Annotated in this window: 19 protein-coding genes; 8 read left to right on the forward strand and 11 right to left on the reverse strand. The window is 63.7% G+C overall.

Features of this window, described 5'->3' with window-relative positions; translation table 11 throughout:
- Nucleotides 1–4 precede the first annotated feature (4 nt).
- Together P3T24_RS15290 and P3T24_RS15295 are read left to right on the forward strand one after the other, a co-directional pair.
- Nucleotides 5–901 carry an NAD-dependent epimerase/dehydratase family protein gene (locus P3T24_RS15290; protein WP_429435740.1) on the forward strand — a complete coding sequence of 299 codons (897 nt, stop codon included), beginning with the start codon at nt 5–7 and terminating at the stop codon, nt 899–901.
- Nucleotides 902–1,063: 162 nt separating this feature from the next.
- Nucleotides 1,064–1,246, forward strand: a complete 183-nt coding sequence (locus P3T24_RS15295; protein WP_074265062.1) for a hypothetical protein — start codon at nt 1,064–1,066, stop codon at nt 1,244–1,246.
- A gap of 62 nt (nt 1,247–1,308) precedes the next feature.
- Here the strand turns inward: P3T24_RS15295 and P3T24_RS15300 are convergent, their stop codons facing one another.
- The 4 genes from P3T24_RS15300 to P3T24_RS15315 all read right to left on the reverse strand — a co-directional run bounded on the left by P3T24_RS15300 (nt 1,309) and on the right by P3T24_RS15315 (nt 4,463).
- Entirely contained in the window at nt 1,309–2,040 is a 732-nt protein-coding gene (locus P3T24_RS15300; protein ID WP_429435742.1) for a DUF899 domain-containing protein, read from the reverse strand.
- 21 nt (nt 2,041–2,061) lie between these two features.
- Nucleotides 2,062–2,490: an SRPBCC family protein gene (locus tag P3T24_RS15305; RefSeq protein WP_429435745.1), complete on the reverse strand. Its 429-nt coding sequence runs from the start codon at nt 2,488–2,490 to the stop codon at nt 2,062–2,064.
- The gene (locus tag P3T24_RS15310; protein ID WP_429435748.1) at nt 2,397–2,822 is read right to left on the reverse strand and encodes an ArsR/SmtB family transcription factor; all 426 of its coding nucleotides are present in this window, start codon (nt 2,820–2,822) and stop codon (nt 2,397–2,399) included. Before P3T24_RS15310 ends, P3T24_RS15305 begins: the two co-directional genes overlap by 94 nt.
- A 258-nt stretch (nt 2,823–3,080) precedes the next feature.
- Nucleotides 3,081–4,463 carry an NCS2 family permease gene (locus P3T24_RS15315; protein WP_429435751.1) on the reverse strand — a complete coding sequence of 461 codons (1,383 nt, stop codon included), beginning with the start codon at nt 4,461–4,463 and terminating at the stop codon, nt 3,081–3,083.
- A gap of 588 nt (nt 4,464–5,051) precedes the next feature.
- On the opposite strand from P3T24_RS15315, the gene P3T24_RS15320 reads away from it, so the two are divergent.
- Together P3T24_RS15320 and P3T24_RS15325 are read left to right on the forward strand one after the other, a co-directional pair.
- Entirely contained in the window at nt 5,052–6,053 is a 1,002-nt protein-coding gene (locus P3T24_RS15320) for a PRC-barrel domain-containing protein (protein ID WP_429435754.1), read from the forward strand.
- The gene (locus tag P3T24_RS15325) at nt 6,050–7,294 is read left to right on the forward strand and encodes an MFS transporter (protein ID WP_074265068.1); all 1,245 of its coding nucleotides are present in this window, start codon (nt 6,050–6,052) and stop codon (nt 7,292–7,294) included. Before P3T24_RS15320 ends, P3T24_RS15325 begins: the two co-directional genes overlap by 4 nt.
- Before the next feature lie 79 nt (nt 7,295–7,373).
- Here P3T24_RS15325 and P3T24_RS15330 read toward each other — a convergent pair whose 3' ends face one another.
- Nucleotides 7,374–8,267 carry a LysR family transcriptional regulator ArgP gene (locus P3T24_RS15330; RefSeq protein ID WP_074265069.1) on the reverse strand — a complete coding sequence of 298 codons (894 nt, stop codon included), beginning with the start codon at nt 8,265–8,267 and terminating at the stop codon, nt 7,374–7,376.
- A gap of 98 nt (nt 8,268–8,365) precedes the next feature.
- Between P3T24_RS15330 and P3T24_RS15335 the strand changes: the two genes are divergently transcribed.
- The 4 genes from P3T24_RS15335 (at nt 8,366) to P3T24_RS15350 (ending at nt 12,349) form a co-directional block, all read left to right on the forward strand.
- Nucleotides 8,366–9,010: a LysE/ArgO family amino acid transporter gene (locus P3T24_RS15335; protein ID WP_429407606.1), complete on the forward strand. Its 645-nt coding sequence runs from the start codon at nt 8,366–8,368 to the stop codon at nt 9,008–9,010.
- A gap of 131 nt (nt 9,011–9,141) precedes the next feature.
- Nucleotides 9,142–10,053, forward strand: coding sequence for a LysR family transcriptional regulator (locus P3T24_RS15340; protein ID WP_429436166.1), 912 nt, complete (start codon nt 9,142–9,144; stop codon nt 10,051–10,053).
- Nucleotides 10,054–10,185: 132 nt separating this feature from the next.
- Nucleotides 10,186–11,376, forward strand: coding sequence for a CaiB/BaiF CoA transferase family protein (locus P3T24_RS15345; protein WP_429435757.1), 1,191 nt, complete (start codon nt 10,186–10,188; stop codon nt 11,374–11,376).
- Between the two features lie 22 nt (nt 11,377–11,398).
- Entirely contained in the window at nt 11,399–12,349 is a 951-nt protein-coding gene (locus P3T24_RS15350) for a hydroxymethylglutaryl-CoA lyase (RefSeq protein ID WP_429435760.1), read from the forward strand.
- Between the two features lie 18 nt (nt 12,350–12,367).
- Here the strand turns inward: P3T24_RS15350 and P3T24_RS15355 are convergent, their stop codons facing one another.
- The 6 genes from P3T24_RS15355 to P3T24_RS15380 are packed head-to-tail and all read right to left on the reverse strand — an operon-like array spanning nt 12,368 to nt 19,345.
- Nucleotides 12,368–13,306, reverse strand: a complete 939-nt coding sequence (locus P3T24_RS15355) for an endo alpha-1,4 polygalactosaminidase (RefSeq protein WP_429435763.1) — start codon at nt 13,304–13,306, stop codon at nt 12,368–12,370.
- Nucleotides 13,307–13,315: 9 nt separating this feature from the next.
- A complete protein-coding gene (gene pelG, locus P3T24_RS15360) occupies nt 13,316–14,689 on the reverse strand; it encodes an exopolysaccharide Pel transporter PelG (RefSeq protein WP_074265075.1) in 1,374 nt (457 codons plus the stop codon).
- Nucleotides 14,689–16,317, reverse strand: a complete 1,629-nt coding sequence (gene pelF / locus P3T24_RS15365) for a GT4 family glycosyltransferase PelF (protein ID WP_429435766.1) — start codon at nt 16,315–16,317, stop codon at nt 14,689–14,691. The genes pelG and pelF overlap by 1 nt, the downstream gene beginning before the upstream one ends.
- Nucleotides 16,314–17,327, reverse strand: coding sequence for a tetratricopeptide repeat protein (locus P3T24_RS15370; RefSeq protein WP_429407616.1), 1,014 nt, complete (start codon nt 17,325–17,327; stop codon nt 16,314–16,316). Before P3T24_RS15370 ends, pelF begins: the two co-directional genes overlap by 4 nt.
- A complete protein-coding gene (locus P3T24_RS15375) occupies nt 17,320–18,744 on the reverse strand; it encodes a PelD GGDEF domain-containing protein (protein WP_074265078.1) in 1,425 nt (474 codons plus the stop codon). The genes P3T24_RS15370 and P3T24_RS15375 overlap by 8 nt, the downstream gene beginning before the upstream one ends.
- 49 nt (nt 18,745–18,793) lie before the next feature.
- The gene (locus tag P3T24_RS15380; protein ID WP_074265079.1) at nt 18,794–19,345 is read right to left on the reverse strand and encodes a penicillin-binding protein activator LpoB; all 552 of its coding nucleotides are present in this window, start codon (nt 19,343–19,345) and stop codon (nt 18,794–18,796) included.
- Between the last annotated feature and the right edge of the window lie 57 nt (nt 19,346–19,402).

The following is a 19,402-nucleotide window of genomic DNA, read 5'->3' on the forward strand; positions in this document are numbered from 1 at the left end:
CATCTTGAAGATTTTCGTTACCGGTGCCAGCGGTTTTATCGGCGGCTCGATCGCCGCGGGACTCGTGCGCGCCGGACATCGCGTGCGCGGCCTGATCCGCAATCCTGAACACGCCGCCGAACTCGAGCGCCTCGGCATCGAACCGGTGATCGGCACACTCGACGACCGCGCGTTGCTTGTCGCGCAAGCGCAGGCTGCCGACGCCGTCATCAACGCCGCCAGCAGCGATCACCGCACGGCAGTCGAAGCACTGATCGAAGGGCTCGCCGGCTCCGGCAAGCCGTTTCTGCATACGAGCGGCTCGAGCATCGTCGGCGATGCGTCGGGCGGCGAAGCCGGCGCGGCCAGAATTTATAGCGAAGACGCGCTGCCCGAACCGACTGCGGATAAAGCGGCGCGTGTCGCAATCGACCGTCTGGTGCTCGAAGCAGCGCAGAAAAATATCCGCTCAGCAGTGCTATGCAACACGCTGATCTACGGTCATGGCGCCGTTGCCGGCAGCGCCAGCGTGCAGTTGCCGCGCCTCGTGCGCCAGGCGCAGAAAAGCGGTGTGGTCCGGCACGTGGGGAGTGGCGGCAACACCTGGTCCAACGTGCATATCGACGACGTGGTCGAGTTATATCGCCTCGCGCTGGAGAAGACGCCAGCCGGCACTTTCTACTTCGTCGAAAGCGGCGAGGCGTCGTTTCGCGACATGACCGCTGCCATCGCCCGCGCGATGAAACTAGGTCCTGCGCAAGACTGGCCGCTCAAGGACGCCGAACAGGAATGGGGTTATGAAATGGCGAACTACGGGCTTGGTTCGAACAGCCGGGTACGTGGCGAACGCGCTCGCAAACTGCTGGGTTGGCAGCCGCAGCGCACGTCGGTGATCGAGTGGATTGAGCGGGAGATGATGTAGCGTCAAAGGTTACTCCAGGGCGTCCACCGAAGGGCGCCCTGGAGAGCAAGTAATCTCTGTAAGCGAAGCTGTTGCGAATCCGTAAGATCAACTCGTTAGAATGCCGCCCAATTGATGGGCCGATTCGACAAAGCGAGTGGCCCCCTGAGCCCGGATTCTTCGATGAGCATCGCGCTAAATTTCGATTGGCTGACCAACCTTCTCGCGATTCTCTTCATCGTGGCTTGCCTCTATGACGCGCGCTACGACGAATACGGCACGCTCACCCTGGCCGCGGCGGCGATGGGACTGGTGGTCATGGCCATCGAACTGTTCCTCAGGCCTGCTTTCGAAATGTCCTTATAGCGAGCGGCGCGGATGCTGTCCGCTCAACCGCACGCTGCCCGCTCCACCGCCCTATCCCCTCATCACGAACCGCATGCCGGACAACCGCGCGGCGCGTCCTCGTAGCGATCATGGTGCTTGACCCACTCGCCGAGATTCCTGACTTCGTTACGCCCCTTCGGCGCGATATCCAGATGCGTGTACGTGCCGATAAACGGCTCGCCACCGCGCGCGTAGCTTGAATAAGTGTGGAAAATATTGCCGGCCTCGTCCTTGTAGAAAACGCTGTGGCCGGGTGCCTCGTCACCGGAAATCTCCTGCTCTTCGAAGTTGTAGAAGCCTTTGCCGCTTGCGACCTGCTCTGGCGTAAACGACACGTGATAGTCGAAGTTGAAATCGCTCTCATGCGACGAGACCCAGCGAAAGCGCCAGCCCATGCGCTTTTTGAACGCTTCGATCTTCTCGAGCGGTGCGCGCGAAACGGCCATGTACGAAACGTCGTGATGCTCGAGATGCGGCAACACGCCATCGACACTGTCCGAGAGGAACGAGCACCCGGGGCAGCCCTCTTTCCATTCCGGGCCCAGCATGAAGTGATAGACGATCAGCTGGCTGCGCCCGTCGAACAGCTCCGCGAGCGTCTTGCGACCCTGCGGCGTATCGAAGGTATAGGTCTTGTCGACCTTGACCCATGGGAGCGCCAGACGCTTGCGGTTGAGCTCGTCGCGTGCGCGTGTGAATGCCTTTTCTTCAGCCAGCAGCGCGCGGCGCGCAGCCAGCCATTCTTCTCTTGAGACAGTGCTATGCGGTTCCATCTGCATCTCCTTCCTCAGTGGTCAGGCAAGGTAACGCTCGAGTCCATCCAGCGTGGACGTCCAGCCCTCTGCGTGCTGGTCGCGCGTCTGTTCGTCAAGGAACTGGGCATGCGTCAAGGTAAGCAGCGTGCCGTCACCGTCGGGGCGCAACGCCACCGTCACGAGCGACTCGCTCTCCGGCGCCGAGCGCCAGCTCCACGTGAAAACCAGCTTCGCGTCCGCCACGACTTCCAGATAGCGGCCACTGGCTTCGTGTTCCGCGCCGTCCGTGCCGCGCATCACGAGCCGGAAACTGCCGCCCTCCCGCGCATCGACTTCAGCGTGAATCATCTCGTTGCCGCTCGGGTGCATCCACTTCAGGATTTGCGCCGGCTGCGTCCAGGCCCGGAAGACTTTGCCGGGCGACGCGTTGAGACGGCGCCGGAGCGTGAGACTGGGACGGGTGGACATGCCTCCTCCTGTTCGACAAAAGCGGCGAGACGATCGAGCTGCTCGCTCCAGAAGCGTTCATAGCGGTTCAACCACAGCATGGCCTGCTCCATGGGCCCCGCGGACAACCGGCACGCCACCGTGCGGCCGGTTTTCGTGCGCGTGACGAGGCCGGCCTCGGACAGTACGTCGAGATGCTTCATCACCGCCGGCAACGACATCTCGAACGGCTGCGCGAGTTCGCTTACCGACAGGTCGTGATGGGTGGAAAGGCGCGCGAGCAACGCCCGCCGCGTGGGGTCGGAAAGCGCGGCAAACGTGCGGTCGAGAAGATCTTCTGAAAACTTAACCATGAGGTTAAGTGTAGTCGCGCGATTGTGGATGTCAAGGAGACAGTGCCTGAGGTGCGGGAAAAGATGCGGGAGATGCGCGCGGACCCGTGAGGGTAGCGTGGAGGAAAAAAGACACGCGGCGCATTACAGCCCAATAGATTGCAACACGCCGCGTCAAGGGTGGAGATTAAAGCGACTACTCACGCAAGCAGGGCTGCCCAGACCACCCTGCTCGCGAGTCAAAACAAGGACTACCAGGGACCGCGGCAAGAGCCGCGATCAGATCGCCCAGCCACCAAGATAGAACGCGGCCAGAACAACTGCGATCGCTACCGTGCCGACGTTAAGCTTGCGATACTCGCCGCTCACGACACGGCCGATCACCAGCGTGCTGAAGCCGAGCATGATGCCGGTCACGATGTTGGCGGTCAGCACGATGAAAACCGCGCACACCAGACCCGACATGGAATCGACCATGTCGTCCATATTCAGCTTGCTCACGCTCGACAGCATCAGCAGACCGACGTACATCAGCGCAGGAGCCGTCGCATACGAAGGCACCAGACCGGCGAGCGGCGAGAAGAACATCACGACGAGGAACAGCAGACCGACGATAGCCGCGGCCATCCCCGTCTTCGCGCCCGCTGCGACGCCGACGGTCGATTCAATGTAGGCCGCAGCCGGCGCGCCGCCGAGGAAGCCCGAGAAGATCGAGCTGAGTGAGTCCGCCGTCAGCGCACGGCCACCGTTGATGATGCGGCCGTTGGCATCGAGTTGCCCGGCCTGCCCTGCGACAGCGCGGATCGTGCCGGTCGCATCGAACACGGCTGTCATCACCAGCGCCAGCACACTAGGCAGTACTGCCAACGATAAGGCACCCTTGATGTCCATCGCACCGATCAGCGAAGCATGACCCGGCGCGCTCAGCGACGGCAGCGCAAACACGCCGTGATACGTCACCGCCGGATCGATCAGCAGACCAAGCGCGGAGATCGCGACGATCACGATCAGGATCGAGCCCGGCACGCGACGGCGCACCAGCCCGAAGATCGCAGCCAACCCCGCCACCGACATCAGCGCCGGCAGCGCGGTGATATTGCCGAGCGAAACCGGCAGCCCCGCACCCGGGTTCTTGACCACGAGCCCAACGTCGTTGGCCGCAATCAGCAGCAGAAACAACCCGATGCCGATGCCCGTGCCGTGCGCCACGCCCGAGGGCAGGTTGCGCAGGATCCACGAACGCACGCCCGTCACCGAAATGCCGGTGAAGACGATCCCCATCAGGAACACGGCGCCGAGCGCCACGGTCGGATGCAGGCCCTTGCCGAGCACGAGACCGAAGGCGGTGAAGGCGGTCAGCGAGATCGCGCAGCCAATGGCGATCGGCAGCCTGGCCCAGATGCCCATCAGCAGCGAGCCGAATGCCGTCGTCAAGCACACGGCCACGAATACCGCGCTGGTGTCGAAGCCCGCCTTGCCGAACATGCCCGGCACGACGAACACCGAATAGACCATCGCCAGAAAAGTGGTGACGCCGGCAATGATTTCCTGGCGCTGCGAACTGCCGCGCGAGGAGATTTCAAAGTACCGGTCGAGAAAGCCCTTGGAGTCGAAGCTTTCGACGCCGACATCGGAAATCGGCTGGGCGTGGGGTTCCATCATGATGAGTGCCTCCTTTATCAGCATGCTGAAACAGCCGGGGCACCGGCTGTCATCAGGTTCGTCTCGTTGCGTTTATGTAATGTGGTGGGCAAGGTTTTGAACGTTCGTCGCGGCGGATAGTCTGTGTTTCAGGCCGGCCCGCTTTGATCCGAAGATTCCCGACATCCCTTACAATCGGCCATCTGCTCATCGCGTTAAACCGGCAAAGTCAAACCCGCGTTAGCACCGTTCGTCATTTGCTGTCCCGAAATGTAGGCGAATACCAATATGTCTCCCATCGCATGAATGGCATGCCGGTCATGTCGCGATGCTTATATCGTTTAAGGCACGGCGGCACGCGGCCTCGGTCCGCGTGTTTACACCTACGGTCTGTAACGCACGTGTCGTATGCCTGTGGTCCCGCTTTGCGCGGACCGCAGACCGGGAGATGTCCCGTCGACGTCGCCGGCCGGCTGCTTTGCAGTGGCCTTGTGCCGGAACGCAGCGTGCAGCGGGTTAAACTCTGAGCCATTCGCCGTTTCAATTGCAGCGGTGGAGAGTGCGGCAAGCCAATCGCACCCTTCGCTCGCGCCCATGGAGTCTTTCTTGATGAGTGGCGGTTTTCGACGTCCAGCTTTCCGTTACCCGATCCTTCTCGTCCTCGCGGCTGTCGCCCTGTCGGGTTGCAGTCTGCTGCGCGGACCGCAGCAGGCGCCGATCACCGAGGCCGTCCCGGATCTCGTCGAACCCGCCAGTTCCACCCTCGTAGCCGGACCGCCTGAGACGACGGTGCAGACGGAAACCAGCAAGCCCGAAACGCCGGCCAAACCCAAGCGGCCGCCTGCGCCGCCGCCGAAGAAGGAGGAACCGCCTCCGCCGCCGGTCGCCACGCCCGCCCCGCCGCCGCCCGCGCCTGCGCCGCTGATCGTGACGCGGGTGATCGATCGCAACCAGGCGCACGGACTGCTCGACAGCGAAGTGCAGAAGCCCGACGGCAAGGTCGTGGGACGCGCCGTCGATCTCGTCACCGACCCGAGCGGCAAGCCGATCGAGATGATCGTCAATCTGCAGGGCTTCCTCGGGGTCGGCGACCGCAAGGTCAATTTCCCATGGAACGTATTCCGCTTCACGCCGGGCGCGAAGACCGCGCCCATCACGCTGAATCTCGCTCCGGGTCAGGCGCCGCCGGCCGACCGCGCAAAGGCCGCCGCGGCAGCGGCCGGCACCGCAACCGCCACACGTTTGCCGTTGCTCGACGCCACGGTTGAGCGCCCTAACGGCGCGAAAGTCGGCCGCGTGATCGACGTGCTGATCGACGCCAATGCCCAGCCGCAAGCAGTCGTGCTCGATGTGAGCGGCATGGTGAGCGCCGACCGCCGCACGATTGCGGCGAACTGGTCGGCGCTGCGATTTGCGGTAAAAGACAAGACGCTCTATCCGCTGATGGACCTGAGCGATGCAGCGATCGCCGCGTCGCCGCCGTATGCGTCGGATCAACCGATCCGCGCCGTTTCGCCTGCCCCACCCGCGCCGCCGGCCACGCCCGCGCCTGCGCCCGCCGCCGCTGCATCATCTACCGCGACTGCATCTACCGCACGGGCGGCCCGATGACAGGCCGGCTTATGGTGACAACACGCAGCCTGCGCGCGCTCGACTGGATGAATTTCTTCGTCGCGAACGTGCAGACCGGCTTTGGTCCGTTCATCGCGTCCTACCTCGCCTCGCACAAGTGGACCCAGGGCGAGATCGGCATGGCGCTGTCGGTGGGTACGATCAGCGCGATGGTGAGCCAGGTGCCGGCAGGCGCCGCTGTCGACGCAATGAAGAACAAGAAAGGCGCTGCCGCCTGGGCGATCTTCGCGATTATCTTCTCCGCGGTGCTGCTCGCCAGCAGTCCAACCGTGCTGCCCGTGATCGCCGCAGAAGTCTTCCACGGCTTCGCGAGCTGCATGCTGGTGCCGGCCATGGCCGCGATCTCGTTCGCTTTGGTCGGACGCCAGAACCTTGGCGACCGGCTCGGGCGCAATGCGCGCTGGGCGTCTATCGGCAGTGCGATTGCGGCCGGGTTGATGGGGTTATTCGGCGAGTACTTCTCGTCGCGCGCGGTGTTCTGGTTGACCGCTGCGCTCGCCATGCCCGCGCTGATTGCGCTGAGCATGGTGCAGAACACCGGCACCGTCGACGCCATGCCCCAGGCCAAGCCAGTTCCGGACGCGGATGAAAAGCGCGAGAGCCTGCGCGAACTGCTGCGCGACAAGCGCATGCTGATCTTCGCGGCCTGCATCGTGCTGTTCCACCTGTCGAATGCGGCGATGCTCAACCTCGCGGCCGGTGAAGTGACTGCCGGCATGGGCGACAACGTGCAGCTCGTGATTGCGGCCTGCATCATCGTGCCGCAGGCGATTGTGGCGATGATGTCGCCGTGGGTAGGACGTTCGGCACAACGCTGGGGTCGCAGGCCGATCCTGCTGTTCGGCTTCGCTGCGCTGCCGGTTCGCGCGCTGCTGTTTGCCGGAATCAGCAGCCCTTATCTGCTGGTGCCGGTGCAGATGCTCGATGGTTTGAGTGCCGCCGTCTTCGGGGTGATGCTGCCGCTGATCGCTGCAGACGTCGCCGGCGGCAAGGGTCGCTATAACCTGTGTATCGGGCTGTTCGGTCTGGCGGCCGGGATCGGCGCGACGTTGAGCACGGCAGCGGCGGGTTTCATTGCGGACCGGTTCAGCAATACGGTCAGCTTCTTTGGGCTCGCCGCGGCTGGGGCGCTGGCGGTGCTGCTCGTGTGGGCGGCCATGCCGGAGACGCGTGAGAGCGAGACTGTGCCGGAGGCGGAAGGGGTGCCGGAGGCGCGGTAATTACAGTGGGGCTGTTGCGCAGAAAGGCCAGTGTCGCGCGAGCGATACCGGCCTTTTTTGTTTGCATCAACCAGCCGGTTCAATCCAGTAACTCCGCTGCCCGCTTGCGCAACTCCGTGCCGAAATCGTCCAGCCATCCGATCGACAGCCGCCAGCTCTGCCAGTACAGATCCACATCGACGGGCTTACCGGGCGCCATATCCACGAGTTCGCCGCTCTCGAGATGCGAGGCGATCATCCGCTCCGGACACAGGCCCCACCCCATTCCCGTGGCGCACGCTCTGAGAAAGCCCGCAACGTGAGGAATCCAGTGCAACGGCGGATCGACCTCCGCGCGGGTAATCCGGCGCATAAAGCGCTTCTGCAGCTGATCTTTCGGATTGAAGTCGATGCAAGGCGTGCGCCGCAGCGAATCGCGCGTGACCCCATCGGCGAAGTAGCGCTCGAAGAAATCCGGCGCACACACGGCCAGATAACGCATCCGTCCAAGCCGGACTGACCGGCAACCCTGCACCGGTTCGGCCTGCGTGGTCACCGCGCCCTGCACGCTGCCGTCGCGAATCCGCTGCGCCGTATGATCCTGATCGTCGATGACGAGATCGAGCAGCATCTCCCGCTCCACACAGAACCCCGCCACCGCATCGATAAACCACGTGCCGACGCTGTCATCGTTGACCGCCACGCGCAAGGTCGGCCAGGACTCGACTAACGCTCCAGGCAGCGCAGGTAATCGCCCCGTCAGTTCCGATTCGAGCAACTGCACCCGCTCCGTATGGCGGCACAGCAGCGCGCCCGAAGTCGTCGCCACACACGGCTGGCCGCGTTTGACGAGCACGCTGCCCACCCGCTCCTCCAGCAATTTCACACGCTGCGACACCGCCGACGGCGTCACGTTCAGCTCGCTCGCCGCGCGGTCGAACGATCCATGGCGCACCACAGCAGCCAGCGCATCCAGCAAAGCATAGTCGAGCATTAGCGTTCCTTAATCGGCATTAACTGAATTAGCTTCTCTTACGAACTGGAAAACCGCAGACTAGCGCCAATTCGTCTCATCCGTCTACTGGATCTCTCATGGATTGGCTTGCTTTCTCCCACGGAGCGGCGCTGTGCGCGTCGCTGATCGTCACCATCGGCGCCCAGAACGCCTTCGTGCTGCGCCAGGGCATCATGCGCTCGCACGTCGGCAAGATCGTGCTGCTGTGCGCGGTATCGGACTTCATCCTGATCGGTGCGGGGGTGGGCGGCGCATCGGCGCTGGTCGAGCGCTATCCGGTGTTCGTCCATGCCATGCTGTACGTCGGGCTCGCCTACCTTGCCTGGTTCGGCATCAACGCGTTGCGTCGCGCGTTGCGTCCCGGCCATGCCGTGCTCGACGTCAGCGCGTCCGGTGACCCGGCCAACGCGCCGGCAACCACAGCGACATCCGCACAACGCGCCATGCCGATCATCCTGATGACGCTCGCTTTCACGTGGCTCAACCCGCATGTGTATCTCGACACCTTCCTGCTGATCGGCACCGCCGGCGCCCGCGAAGCACAAACCGGCCGGGTGGCCTTCGCGCTCGGTGCGATGGCGGTCAGCGGCGTGTGGTTCGTCGGCCTCGGCTACGGCGCGCGAGCACTCGCTCCCCTGTTTCGCCGTGCGACGGCCTGGCGCGTACTCGACGGCGCAATCGGCAGCATGGTTCTGCTGCTTGCCGTCACGCAACTTCGCTAGGCCAACGCCAGGCAGAGCGAAGCACTCGGCAAACACGAGGACCTCTACAGGGCAAACAAAGGACAATCAGCGGGACAGGAAGCCGTAGAATCGTGCTTCCTGTCCCGCTTTTTTGCCTGTTCGCCGCCCTCATGGTCAATCCGACGCACTTCGATCTGCATTCCCTGCGCGTGTTTCTGACGGTCGCCGAAACCGGCAGCCTGACCCGCGCGGCCGAACGCAGCCACATGACGCTCTCCGCTATCAGCAAGCGCATGGCCGATCTCGAACGGGCCACCGACTGCGCCCTCCTCGTGCGCCATCCGCGCGGTGTCGAACTCACGCCGGCGGGCCACGGGCTGCTGAATCACGCGCTTCAGGTGCTCGACCAGGTCAACCGCATGGCGAGCGAAATGAGCGACTTTGCCGTCGGCGTACGCGGTCATGTACGGATCTGGGCCAACACATCGGCCATCGTGCAGTTCCTTCCCACCGATCTGCAGCGCTTTCTCGCCGACAACCCGAGCGTCAAGGTCACGCTCGAAGAACGCCTGAGCGGCGAGGTGATCGAAGCGCTCGGCGCGGGCCGCACCGATCTGGGCGTATTCGCGGACAACGTCCCCGCGCCGATGGTGGACAAGCGCGTCTACCGGCGCGATCGGTTGATCATACTGGTCCCCGCGGACCACGCGCTGGCGGGCGCCAAAGAGATCTCCTTTGCCGACACGCTCGAGTACGACTACGTCGCCCTGAACGCCGGCAGCTCGTTGCTGCTGCGCATGATGGACGCCGCGCTCGCCGCCGAAAAGCCGCTGCGGCTGCGCATCCAGATGCGCAGTTTCGACGGCATCTGCCGGATGATTGAAGCCGGCCTCGGCATCGGCATGCTGCCCGCCGCGGCAGTGCGCCCGGAAATCCTCGCAGCGGGCCTGCGCGCCGTGCAATTGACCGACACCTGGTCCGAACGCACGCTGTGGATCGGTGCGAAGGACGCCAAGGCGCTCACACCGGAGGCAGCCAGGCTGTTCGATTTCATGGCGGCCATGCCGGCGGCGGCAGGCTGAGCGGAGCCTGGCCGGCAGGCGCCGCTGCGCCCTTTCCACCCGGGAAAGGGTCCGTGAAGAATCCGACATTCCCAGCGCCGCCGCGCTGCGTCACTATCCTGTTCAACGGAACACACACGATGGAGACGCAGCATGGCTGGACCGCTCGACGGGATCCGCATCCTTGAACTCGGACAACTGATTGCAGGCCCGTTCGCGAGCCGGATGCTCGCCGAATTCGGCGCCGACGTCATCAAGATCGAAACGCCCGTGACGGGCGACCCGCTGCGCAAATGGCGCATGCTGCATGAAGGCACCTCCGTATGGTGGGCAGCGCAATCGCGCAATAAACGTTCGGTGACGCTGAACCTGAGAGACCCTGAAGGCCAGGACATTGCACGACGCCTCGCCGCCGAGGCCGACGTCGTCATCGAAAACTTCCGCCCCGGCGCACTCGAAGGCTGGGGCCTCGGCTGGGACACACTGCATGCACTGAACCCCAGGCTCGTGATGCTGCGCGTCTCCGGCTACGGCCAGACTGGCCCGTATCGCGACCTGCCTGGCTTCGGCGTGATCGGCGAAGCAATGGGCGGCCTGCGTCACCTGAGCGGCGAACCGGGCCGCACGCCGGTGCGCGTCGGCGTGTCGATCGGCGATTCGCTCGCCGCCCTGCATGGCGTGATCGGCATCCTGCTGGCGTTGCGTCATCGGGACCAGAACGGCGGCGAAGGCCAGATGGTCGACGTCGCCCTGTACGAATCGGTCTTCAACATGATGGAGAGCCTGCTGCCCGAATACTCGGTGTTCGGCGCGGTCCGCCAGGCGGCGGGCAGCAGCCTGCCAGGCATTGCGCCGAGCAATGCCTACCGCTGCCGCGACGGCAAATTCGCGCTGATTGCCGGCAACGGTGACAGCATCTTCCGGCGTCTGATGGAAGTGATCGAGCGCCCCGACCTCGGTGACGATCCGGCGCTCGCGCAAAACGATGGCCGGGTCGCGAACGTCGAACGGATCGATGCAGCCATAAGCGACTGGACGGAACAGCGTTCGCTCGGCGAAGTGCTGGCGCATCTGAACGAAGCGCGCATTCCGGCCGGCAAGATCTACGATGTCGCCGACATTGCTGCCGATCCGCACTACCGCGCCCGCGAAATGATCGTGGATAGCACGCTTGCCGACGGCACACCGGTGCAAGTCCCCGGCGTTTTGCCGAAACTGAACGCCACTCCGGGCACGATCCGCACACTCGCGCCCGAACTCGGCCAGCATACCGATGAGGTGCTCGCCACCCTCGGCCTGGACGACGCCAAACGCGCCGCGCTGCGCGAACGCGGCATCATCTGAACAAGCATTCAGGAGACCTTCGATGAGCGCCACCCGCCCTCGCCTGTACATCCAGGAAGTCGCCACCCGCGACGGCTTCCAGAACGAAGCCCGCTTCATTGAAACCGACGACAAGGTTGCCTTGATCGATCGACTGAGTGCCTGCGGTTTCGCCAAAATCGAAGTGACTTCGTTCACCTCGCCGCGCGCCATTCCGGCGCTGCGCGATGCCGAAGCGGTAATGCATCGTATCGAGCGCCGCGCCGGTGTGGTCTATACCGTACTGGTGCCGAACGTGCGAGGTGCCGAACGCGCGTTGTCATGCGATGTCGACGAAGTCAATCTGGTGATGTCGGTCAGCGAAAGCCACAATCGGGCAAATCTGCGCATGAGCCGGGAAGAATCGTTCGCACAACTGCGCGATGTGATCGAAGTAGTGAGCCGCACGCGAGTAGCGATCAACGTGTCGCTGTCGACCGCGTTTGGCTGCCCCATGGAGGGCGACGTTGCGGAAGACGAAGTGCTGAGCTGGGTTGCGCGCTTCGCCACGCTCGGCGTGCACGGGGTCACGCTGTGCGACACGACCGGCATGGCGTATCCCAACCAGGTCCGACAACTGGCACAACGCACGCGCGATGAATTCGCCGGACTGGAAACCACGCTGCACTTTCACAACACGCGGGGGATGGCGCTCGCCAACACGCTGGCTGCATTGGACGCGGGCATCGACCGCTTCGACGCCTCGCTGGGCGGCCTGGGCGGTTGTCCCTACGCACCGGGCGCGACGGGGAACGTGTGCACCGAGGAACTCGTGCATATGCTGGAACTGAACGGCTACGATACCGGTGTCGATCTGGGCCAGGTGTTGCAGGCTGCTGCACATTTGCCCGGGTTGATCGGCCACGACGTGCCGAGCCAGTTGCTCAAGGCCGGCCGGCGGCTCGATCTGCATCCGGCTCCGGATGCGGGTGAGCAGCGTCCTTCCGCGGCCTGAACGGCGGCGTTCCGCTCGTCAGGGCTGCGCGCCCGGTATCTCGTCAGGGCAGATTCCCGCACGTCCGACTCCAACGGTCTGCAGCGCGCCGTCTGCCACATACGGCACCAAACCGTCCTTGCAGATTTTCAGCACGGTGTCGCGCGTGCATTGTTCGTCGCCGGGAGCACAGTAGTCGATTGCGATCACCGGCAACTCATATTTTTCGCTCACGACCCTCGCCTGCCCCAGCAGCCAGTCGCGGTCTGCCTGTGACACCGTCGTATAACGCTGGTTCGGCTGATCCCAGCCGCTGTAGAGCGATTCGAAGGCCACCGCGTACACGAGATCGTGCACCTGCGGCAGGATCTCGAAGCCGCGGTTAAACATCAATCTGGCTCGTGGATAGCGCTTCTTGATCGCGCGGATCACCTCCACCAGTCCTGCTTGCTGGCGGGCGCGGTCCGCATCGGTTTTGGCGATCAGTTGATACGAATCGAGCGTATCCAGAAAGAAGCCGCGATAGCCTTTACGCCAGAGCGGCGCAATCACCTGCTTCACATAGAACGCTGGCCAGCCGGGTGCGTCCTGATCGACGACCTTCGACGCCCACGCGGGGTTATTGCCAGCCAGCCAGTCCTGCGGCATCGCCGCGTAGTAGTCGCGTTGCGGCGTGACTTCGCCGACGCTGACGTACGCGAACCAGGCGATATGGCGATTATGCTGGATTGCAGGATCGAGGTTGCTATCCGGCTCGACCACCACCACATCGAATCCGGACAGTGCCTCGACAGGTACCTTGTCGCCGTAAAAGAACGCCACTGAGGGCTGCATGGAAGCATTCGCCGCCGTGGCGGAGTGACTCCCCGCGCTGGCGGCGCTCTGGGCTTGCGCGAGAGGTCCCAGTCCGGCGGCCGTGCCGAAGCAGGCCACCCAGGCAGCGAAGCGGCACAGCGCGCGCACCATAAACATTCGCATCCCGCACTATCAGTTATGCAGCATGTAGGTTTCGTATTCGAGTTTGGCGAACTTGCGATCCAGCGTCAGCACCGCGCCGACTACCAGAATCAGCAGCGCCAAAGCAAAACCATACCCATACGTATTGGGACTCATCTGCAACGTGATCCACGTCAGCGCGCCGTTGAGCACCACAAAAGCCACACACAGCTTCAACACCGTACGTCGTGCATCCAGATAGAAGAACACGTTCAGGAGACCCAACAGCACCACCTGCAGACTGGCCGCAATCACGTCGACGGTGAGAAGCGGCATGTACAGCGGCGAAATATTCAGCGCCGCGAGCACGTTCGACCCGAAAGCGAAAATCAGCAGCAGCACGACAACCTGAATCTTGATGATCTCATACAGACCTGCACGCACGCTGCCCACCATCATGTCGCGCATATCGTTGATGTGGCGCAGCGTCGCGCCGCTGCGCACGGCATCGTAAAACGCGTCGTAATACTCGACGAAGTCCGCCTCGATACGCACCAGGAAGGTCGCCATGCCAGGCATCACGCACACATAGGCGATGAACACCGGGATATCGTAGATCACCGAAGCATGCAGCGGCCCGATGACCGGCGCGCCCGTGCCTGGCGAATACCAGAACATGAACTTGTCGAGCCACACGCCGAGATTGAAGAACAGCCCCACCAGCGCGAGCGTCGGATAAGCGAAGCGCTTGTCGAACACCTCGAAGGAAATCAGCCGGCCGCTGCGGTAGTTACGGTAGATCAATCCGGACAGACCGCCCAGCAACACCAGGTGGCCCGCGACAAAGCCGCCGAGCAGCCCCGACAGGCCGTGCCGGTTGAGCATCAGCGCGAACGCGACGGTGCAGCCGTAGCCGATCAGAAACACAAACAGGATCTGCCGGTACTGCTTGACGCTGGAGAGAAAAATCACGGCGATCCAGATGTTGCTGATCACCACGAAACCCGCCACCATCAGCACGCGATAGGCCAGCGGCTCGCTCTTGAACCCCACCAGCATTGCCACCACGCCCACCAGCCCGGAAGCGATCGTGCTCACCAGCACGACGCCGTTGTAGTTCGACAGCACCAGATCGTCGCGCTTTTCGAACAGGCGGTCGGAGATGAAACGCGTAAACGACAGTTGCAGCGGACCCGTCAAAATCAGGCTCAGCGCAATCAGATACGTCACCGATATCTGAAACTGCACGATCGCGTATTTCGGTATCACGAACGCGAGGCTCATCACCCCGATGATCAGGATACCGAAGATCGACAGAATCAACGGCCCCGAGCTGATCAGGCCCGCGTAGGCGTAAGCCCGCGCGACACCGAACAGCGTGTCGTGCTTGAGGATCTTGCGCAGTTCGAAACCAATCCCGGCCATTAGCGTGTCTCCCCGGCTTGAGCGGTGCGCGGGCTCGTCTGCGCGCCATGGTGCACCGGGCAGCCGCCCGCGGCTGCGTTGCGCGAGCCGCGCGGAACATCCGGGGCCGCTGCGAGCTTCTCGTACAGGGTCCGGTAGCTGTCGGTCATCTGCGCCTTCGTGTAATAGCGGCGCACCCGTGCGAGGCCAGCCTGCTGCGCGGCGTGCCAGCGGGCGTCGTCGTTCAGCAGCGCCACCACGGCCTGCGCGAAGGCGGCCGGATTGGCGATCTGCACCACCGCGCCCGCACTGCCGAGCGCGCGGTCTTCCGCATCGAGTCCTTCGATCATCTGGCGGCATGCGCCGACATCGGTCGTGATGGACGGAATACCGGCTGCAAACCCTTCCAGCACGACCAGTGGCAACGCTTCGCTGATCGACGTGAGGGCGATGACGTCGATTTTCGGCAGCACATCGTCGATGCGCTGAAAGCCGAGGAACTTCACGTTTGCGGCCAGCCCCAGACTCTCCACCAGCGCACGGCATTCGAGCGCGTAAGCCGGATCTTCTTCTTCCGGCCCGATGATCCAGCCTTCGATCTCGGGCATGCTGCGCGAAGCCACGAACATGGCGCGAATAAACGTCTTGATGTCCTTGATCGGCACCACCCGGCCGATCAGCGCGACCACCTTGTGCGGCCCTGCCTTGCGCTGCTCGACAAGCGGTGCAAGGCCGTCGACGTCCACGCCATTCGGAATGCTGCGGGTGCGCTCGGCAACCGCGCCGTCTGCGACCTGGCGCAAGCGGTTCGTTTCGTACAGGGCGACGATGTCGTCGGCGGCGTCGTACGCGAGCTTGCCGATCGCCTCGAAAAAGCGCACCCAGAGTTCGCGGAAATAGCTGATACGCGAGATGTCACGCTCGAATGCGCCGCGATTGTCGCGAATCCACTGACTCTGCAACAGATCGATCTTGCGCTCTTTCGTGTAGATACCGTGCTCGGAAATCAGCAGCGGCCGCCCCGTGCGGTAGTGCAGCAGCGCACCGAGAAAGCCTGCGTATCCCGTCGAAATCGTGTGATAGACCTTCGCCGGTATCAGCTTCTCAGCGACGTTCGCGAGTAACCACAACGGCTTGTGCATGATCCGCACGGTCCAGAAGTAGTCGGTAAACGACGGGTCGGTGCAGTGCTTTTCGTACTGCTCGACGATGAACTCCCACGACTGGCGGCTCGCCAGAAACTGCGCTTCGTTGAGCGCGCCGTGTTCGCCGAGCGTCGGCACCATCTCGGCCATCAGCTTGCCCACATCCGCACCGCGCACGTCGCGCAATGCCGCGTGCAGCTCGGCCGACTTCGCAAACGCCGCGGCGTCGCCTTCAATCTCGCGCGGCCGGCTGGCGTCTACGGAAGCCGTCTCATACAGGTAATGGGTCTCGAAGTGCACGACGTTGTCGGGCAACTTGTAGGCCGCACCGTGATAGTCCTGCTCGCGGCTGCCGATAAAGACAATCGCAAAGCGCGTCTGCGGGTACGCGCGCAGCATTTCGTTGACCCAGCTCGACACCCCGCCCCGCACAAACGGGAAGGTGCCTTCCAGCAGCAGGCAGACATCGGCATCGGCGGCACGCCGCATCAAGGACTCTTTCATGATGACCAGTAAGTCACAGCAGGTTTGAGCGTCGGCAGCGCTGCGGCATTGCCGAGCGTCGCGAGCCATTGACTGGTTTGAGCGTAGTCGCCGCGCAGGAACGCCACTTCGGCGAGCCAGGGCGTCAGGCGTTCACGCGGAAAGCCCAGTTCGAGGGCGCGTTCCATGTACTGTCCCGCTTCATCGGGGCGGCCCTCGGCAAGCGCGAGGCGGCCGCGAATCAGCCACAGCGCCGCGTCCTTGTCGTCGGTAGCGAGCGCGTCGCGTGCGTAGCGGTCGGCCTGCTCGAGCGTATGGCGATACACCGCGCCCTGCACGAGGTTCTGATAGACCAGCTCGAAATACAGTTCGGCGAGGCGCCGGTTGATCGCATGGCGCTCGCTGTCGTCCTTCGCCTGTTCCAGGGCTTTAGCGGTCGTGAAGATCTTCTGCATGATCTCGTTCTCGGCCTGGTCCAGCGTGCCGTAAGCAATCAGACGCACGTCCTCGATCGGATCGGCCAGCAGATCGCGCAACAGTGTGCCCGTGGTGCGGGTGGGCATGCTCTGGATTGCGACGAGTGCGGTAAGCCGGTCGGTCGAAGAGACCTGCGTGTTGATCAGGCGCGCCTGCAGCCGGGCTCCGCCACCGTGCGAAACGCGCGAGACGAGGTAGCTGACGAATTCGGGGCGCGGCACATCGGTCAGTTGATCGCTGTCTCTCGTGCCGGGGAACCACGCAGCCCAGATACAGCTCGCCAGCAGGACGAAGCCGGCGCCGAGCGGCACGAACGTGCACAGCACCCACAGCAGCAGGAGCGTCCAGAAGCGCGGCTCGCGGTAGCGCGACGGCAGCATCACGCGCAGCAGCAGCGCCTGCACGAGCGCAACCAGCGCCTGCGCGACAAAGCCGGCCAGCAGCGGATCGACGCCCGCAGGTGCGCGCAGGAAGCTCAGGTACGCGAAGTATTCCACCAGCACATAGCCGGCGAACGACAGCACGTTGACGAGGGCGGAAATGAGCTTAGACATCGAGGCCGCTACGCTTGAGAAGGCGCTGCAGCGCCGGACCGGGATCCATGGTGCCCAGATGCAGCGTATGCACGCCGACGCGGGCGCTCTCCAGATTCAGGTTGAACTGGGCCGAGAGGCTGCCTTCGATACGGGCGAGATAACCGTCGATGCCGGTCGTGTCCGTTGCAGGCATGAGGTTGACCAGCACCGACTGCGACGCCGTTTGCACCGGCCACATCAGGTCGAGCGCACGACGGCGGCGAATCACGTGTTCGAACAGCGAGTCGCCCGCTTCGTCGCGCGGGAACGCCAACGCGACCATCGACGAAGCGATTCCGGCGTCGCGCTGCAGACGCGTCAGGCGTCCAAGGTCGAGCGCGAAATCGTACGGACAGCCAGGCACAGCGGCAAGGATGCCCTGCACGAGGCCCGAGTGCTCCACACCGTCCGCGTAGTAGCCGAGCAGCACCAGCAGCAGTTGCAGGTTATCGAAGTTCAGCGACAGGAACGGCATGCGCTTGATCACCAGCACCGCCAGCAACTGGCCGTCGGCGCTGACCAGCGGCGCGCACACCAGGTATTGCGACTGGGCGACGGGGATATCCTCGCTTTTCAGATGCGCGACGCTCATCGTGCTGATAGCGTGCGTGACAAGCTCGTCGTCCGGCGCGAGCGCGAAGTCATCGCCCACGCGGGCAGCAGCCTCGCGGCCGACCTGGCCGTTGCGCACCGGGAACAGCGCCGCGACTTCGATCTGGCATACCTGGGCGACAAATTCGAGCAGACCATGCGCGCCCGGCAACGCGCGCAACGAAGCAGGAGGTGTGACGGTGTCCTGAGCACCGCTCTCTCCCTGCACCGACAGGCGTCGCAACTCGGTAATCGAATCGCGCAGCGTGGTGGGCCGGGACAGCAGATCTTTTTCGAGCCGCTCGTGCGACAGGCGCATCAGATAGTGGCTGTTGGTGATCGCCACGAGACGGTCGTTCAGGTAATCATTGATGGTCGAAGCACGCGCGGCGCGATGGCCCCACGTATCGCCGAAGTGACCCGCGACGATGGTCTGCAGCAGCCCGCCGGTGAAGAACATCAGGGGCCACGGCTGGCCGTGGCTGCCGCCCAGCAGATACCATGCGCCCACCGTCATCGCGCTCGCCAGCAGTCCGAGCAACGTGCCGTAGCGCAGCGCGATCACGAACGGCGCAAACCACAACCACGGGAAACCCGAATTTAGCAAAAGCGGATCCGTACGGTCGAACGCCCAGCACAGCCCGAACACCACGAGCATGAAGATGATCGTTTCGACAATGGCGAAGGGCCGTGTAACAGCGGGCGCGACCAGCCGACGCACGGCGCCAAGGTTGCCGAACGGATTCGAGTGGCGCGGTTTCGACGCGGCGGCGCCGGTTTGCGCGGTAGCGGTAGCTGTATTCACGGCGTGTTCCTCATGACGGAGCGAATTGCGGATGACGGCGTGCCGTCACTCACGAATGCGCGTGCAGCGGTGCAAGCAGGCCACCGATCAGCGTCGTGGCGACACTCGAGAGACTCGAGCGGCTCCAGCCACTGCGCGTGCCCGTAGCACTCCAGACAACCTGGCCCGACGTCACGTCGATCAGCTGGAACGTAAGACCAGCCACCGGTTCGCCGTCGACACCGACCTTGTAGCGCCACTCTTCGACCGCACCGGTCAGCACGTACTTGATGTGCTGATCGCGCGCCCAGCCGAGTTGCTTCTCGCCCGTGTCGCGCTGCGCGGTGTCGAACATGGCGGTATTCGCGCCGTCGACCGGTGCAAGGCGCACGTCCGCGAAACCGTTCGCGCGCAGCACGTTCGCAGCGATCGCAGCTGCGCTGCCACCGGCGGCCGGCGTTTCGGTGAAGTTAGCCATCGACACCACCGCAACCGAATCCTGCGACGTCAAAGCCGGCATGCCGGTCTGCCGGATCGAGCTGCATGCGCCGAGCAACAGCGCGCATGTCGCCAGCGCGGCGGACCAGCCGGCCATACGGGACCATCCTTTAGTCTTGCTCATCGAACCACTCCTCAGTTTATGTCGTCTTTCTTGCCGAATTCGTAGCTTGTGTCTACG

It is taken from the genome of Paraburkholderia sp. GAS33 (genome assembly GCF_050436645.1).
In the GTDB taxonomy this organism is placed as follows: domain Bacteria; phylum Pseudomonadota; class Gammaproteobacteria; order Burkholderiales; family Burkholderiaceae; genus Paraburkholderia; species Paraburkholderia phenazinium_B.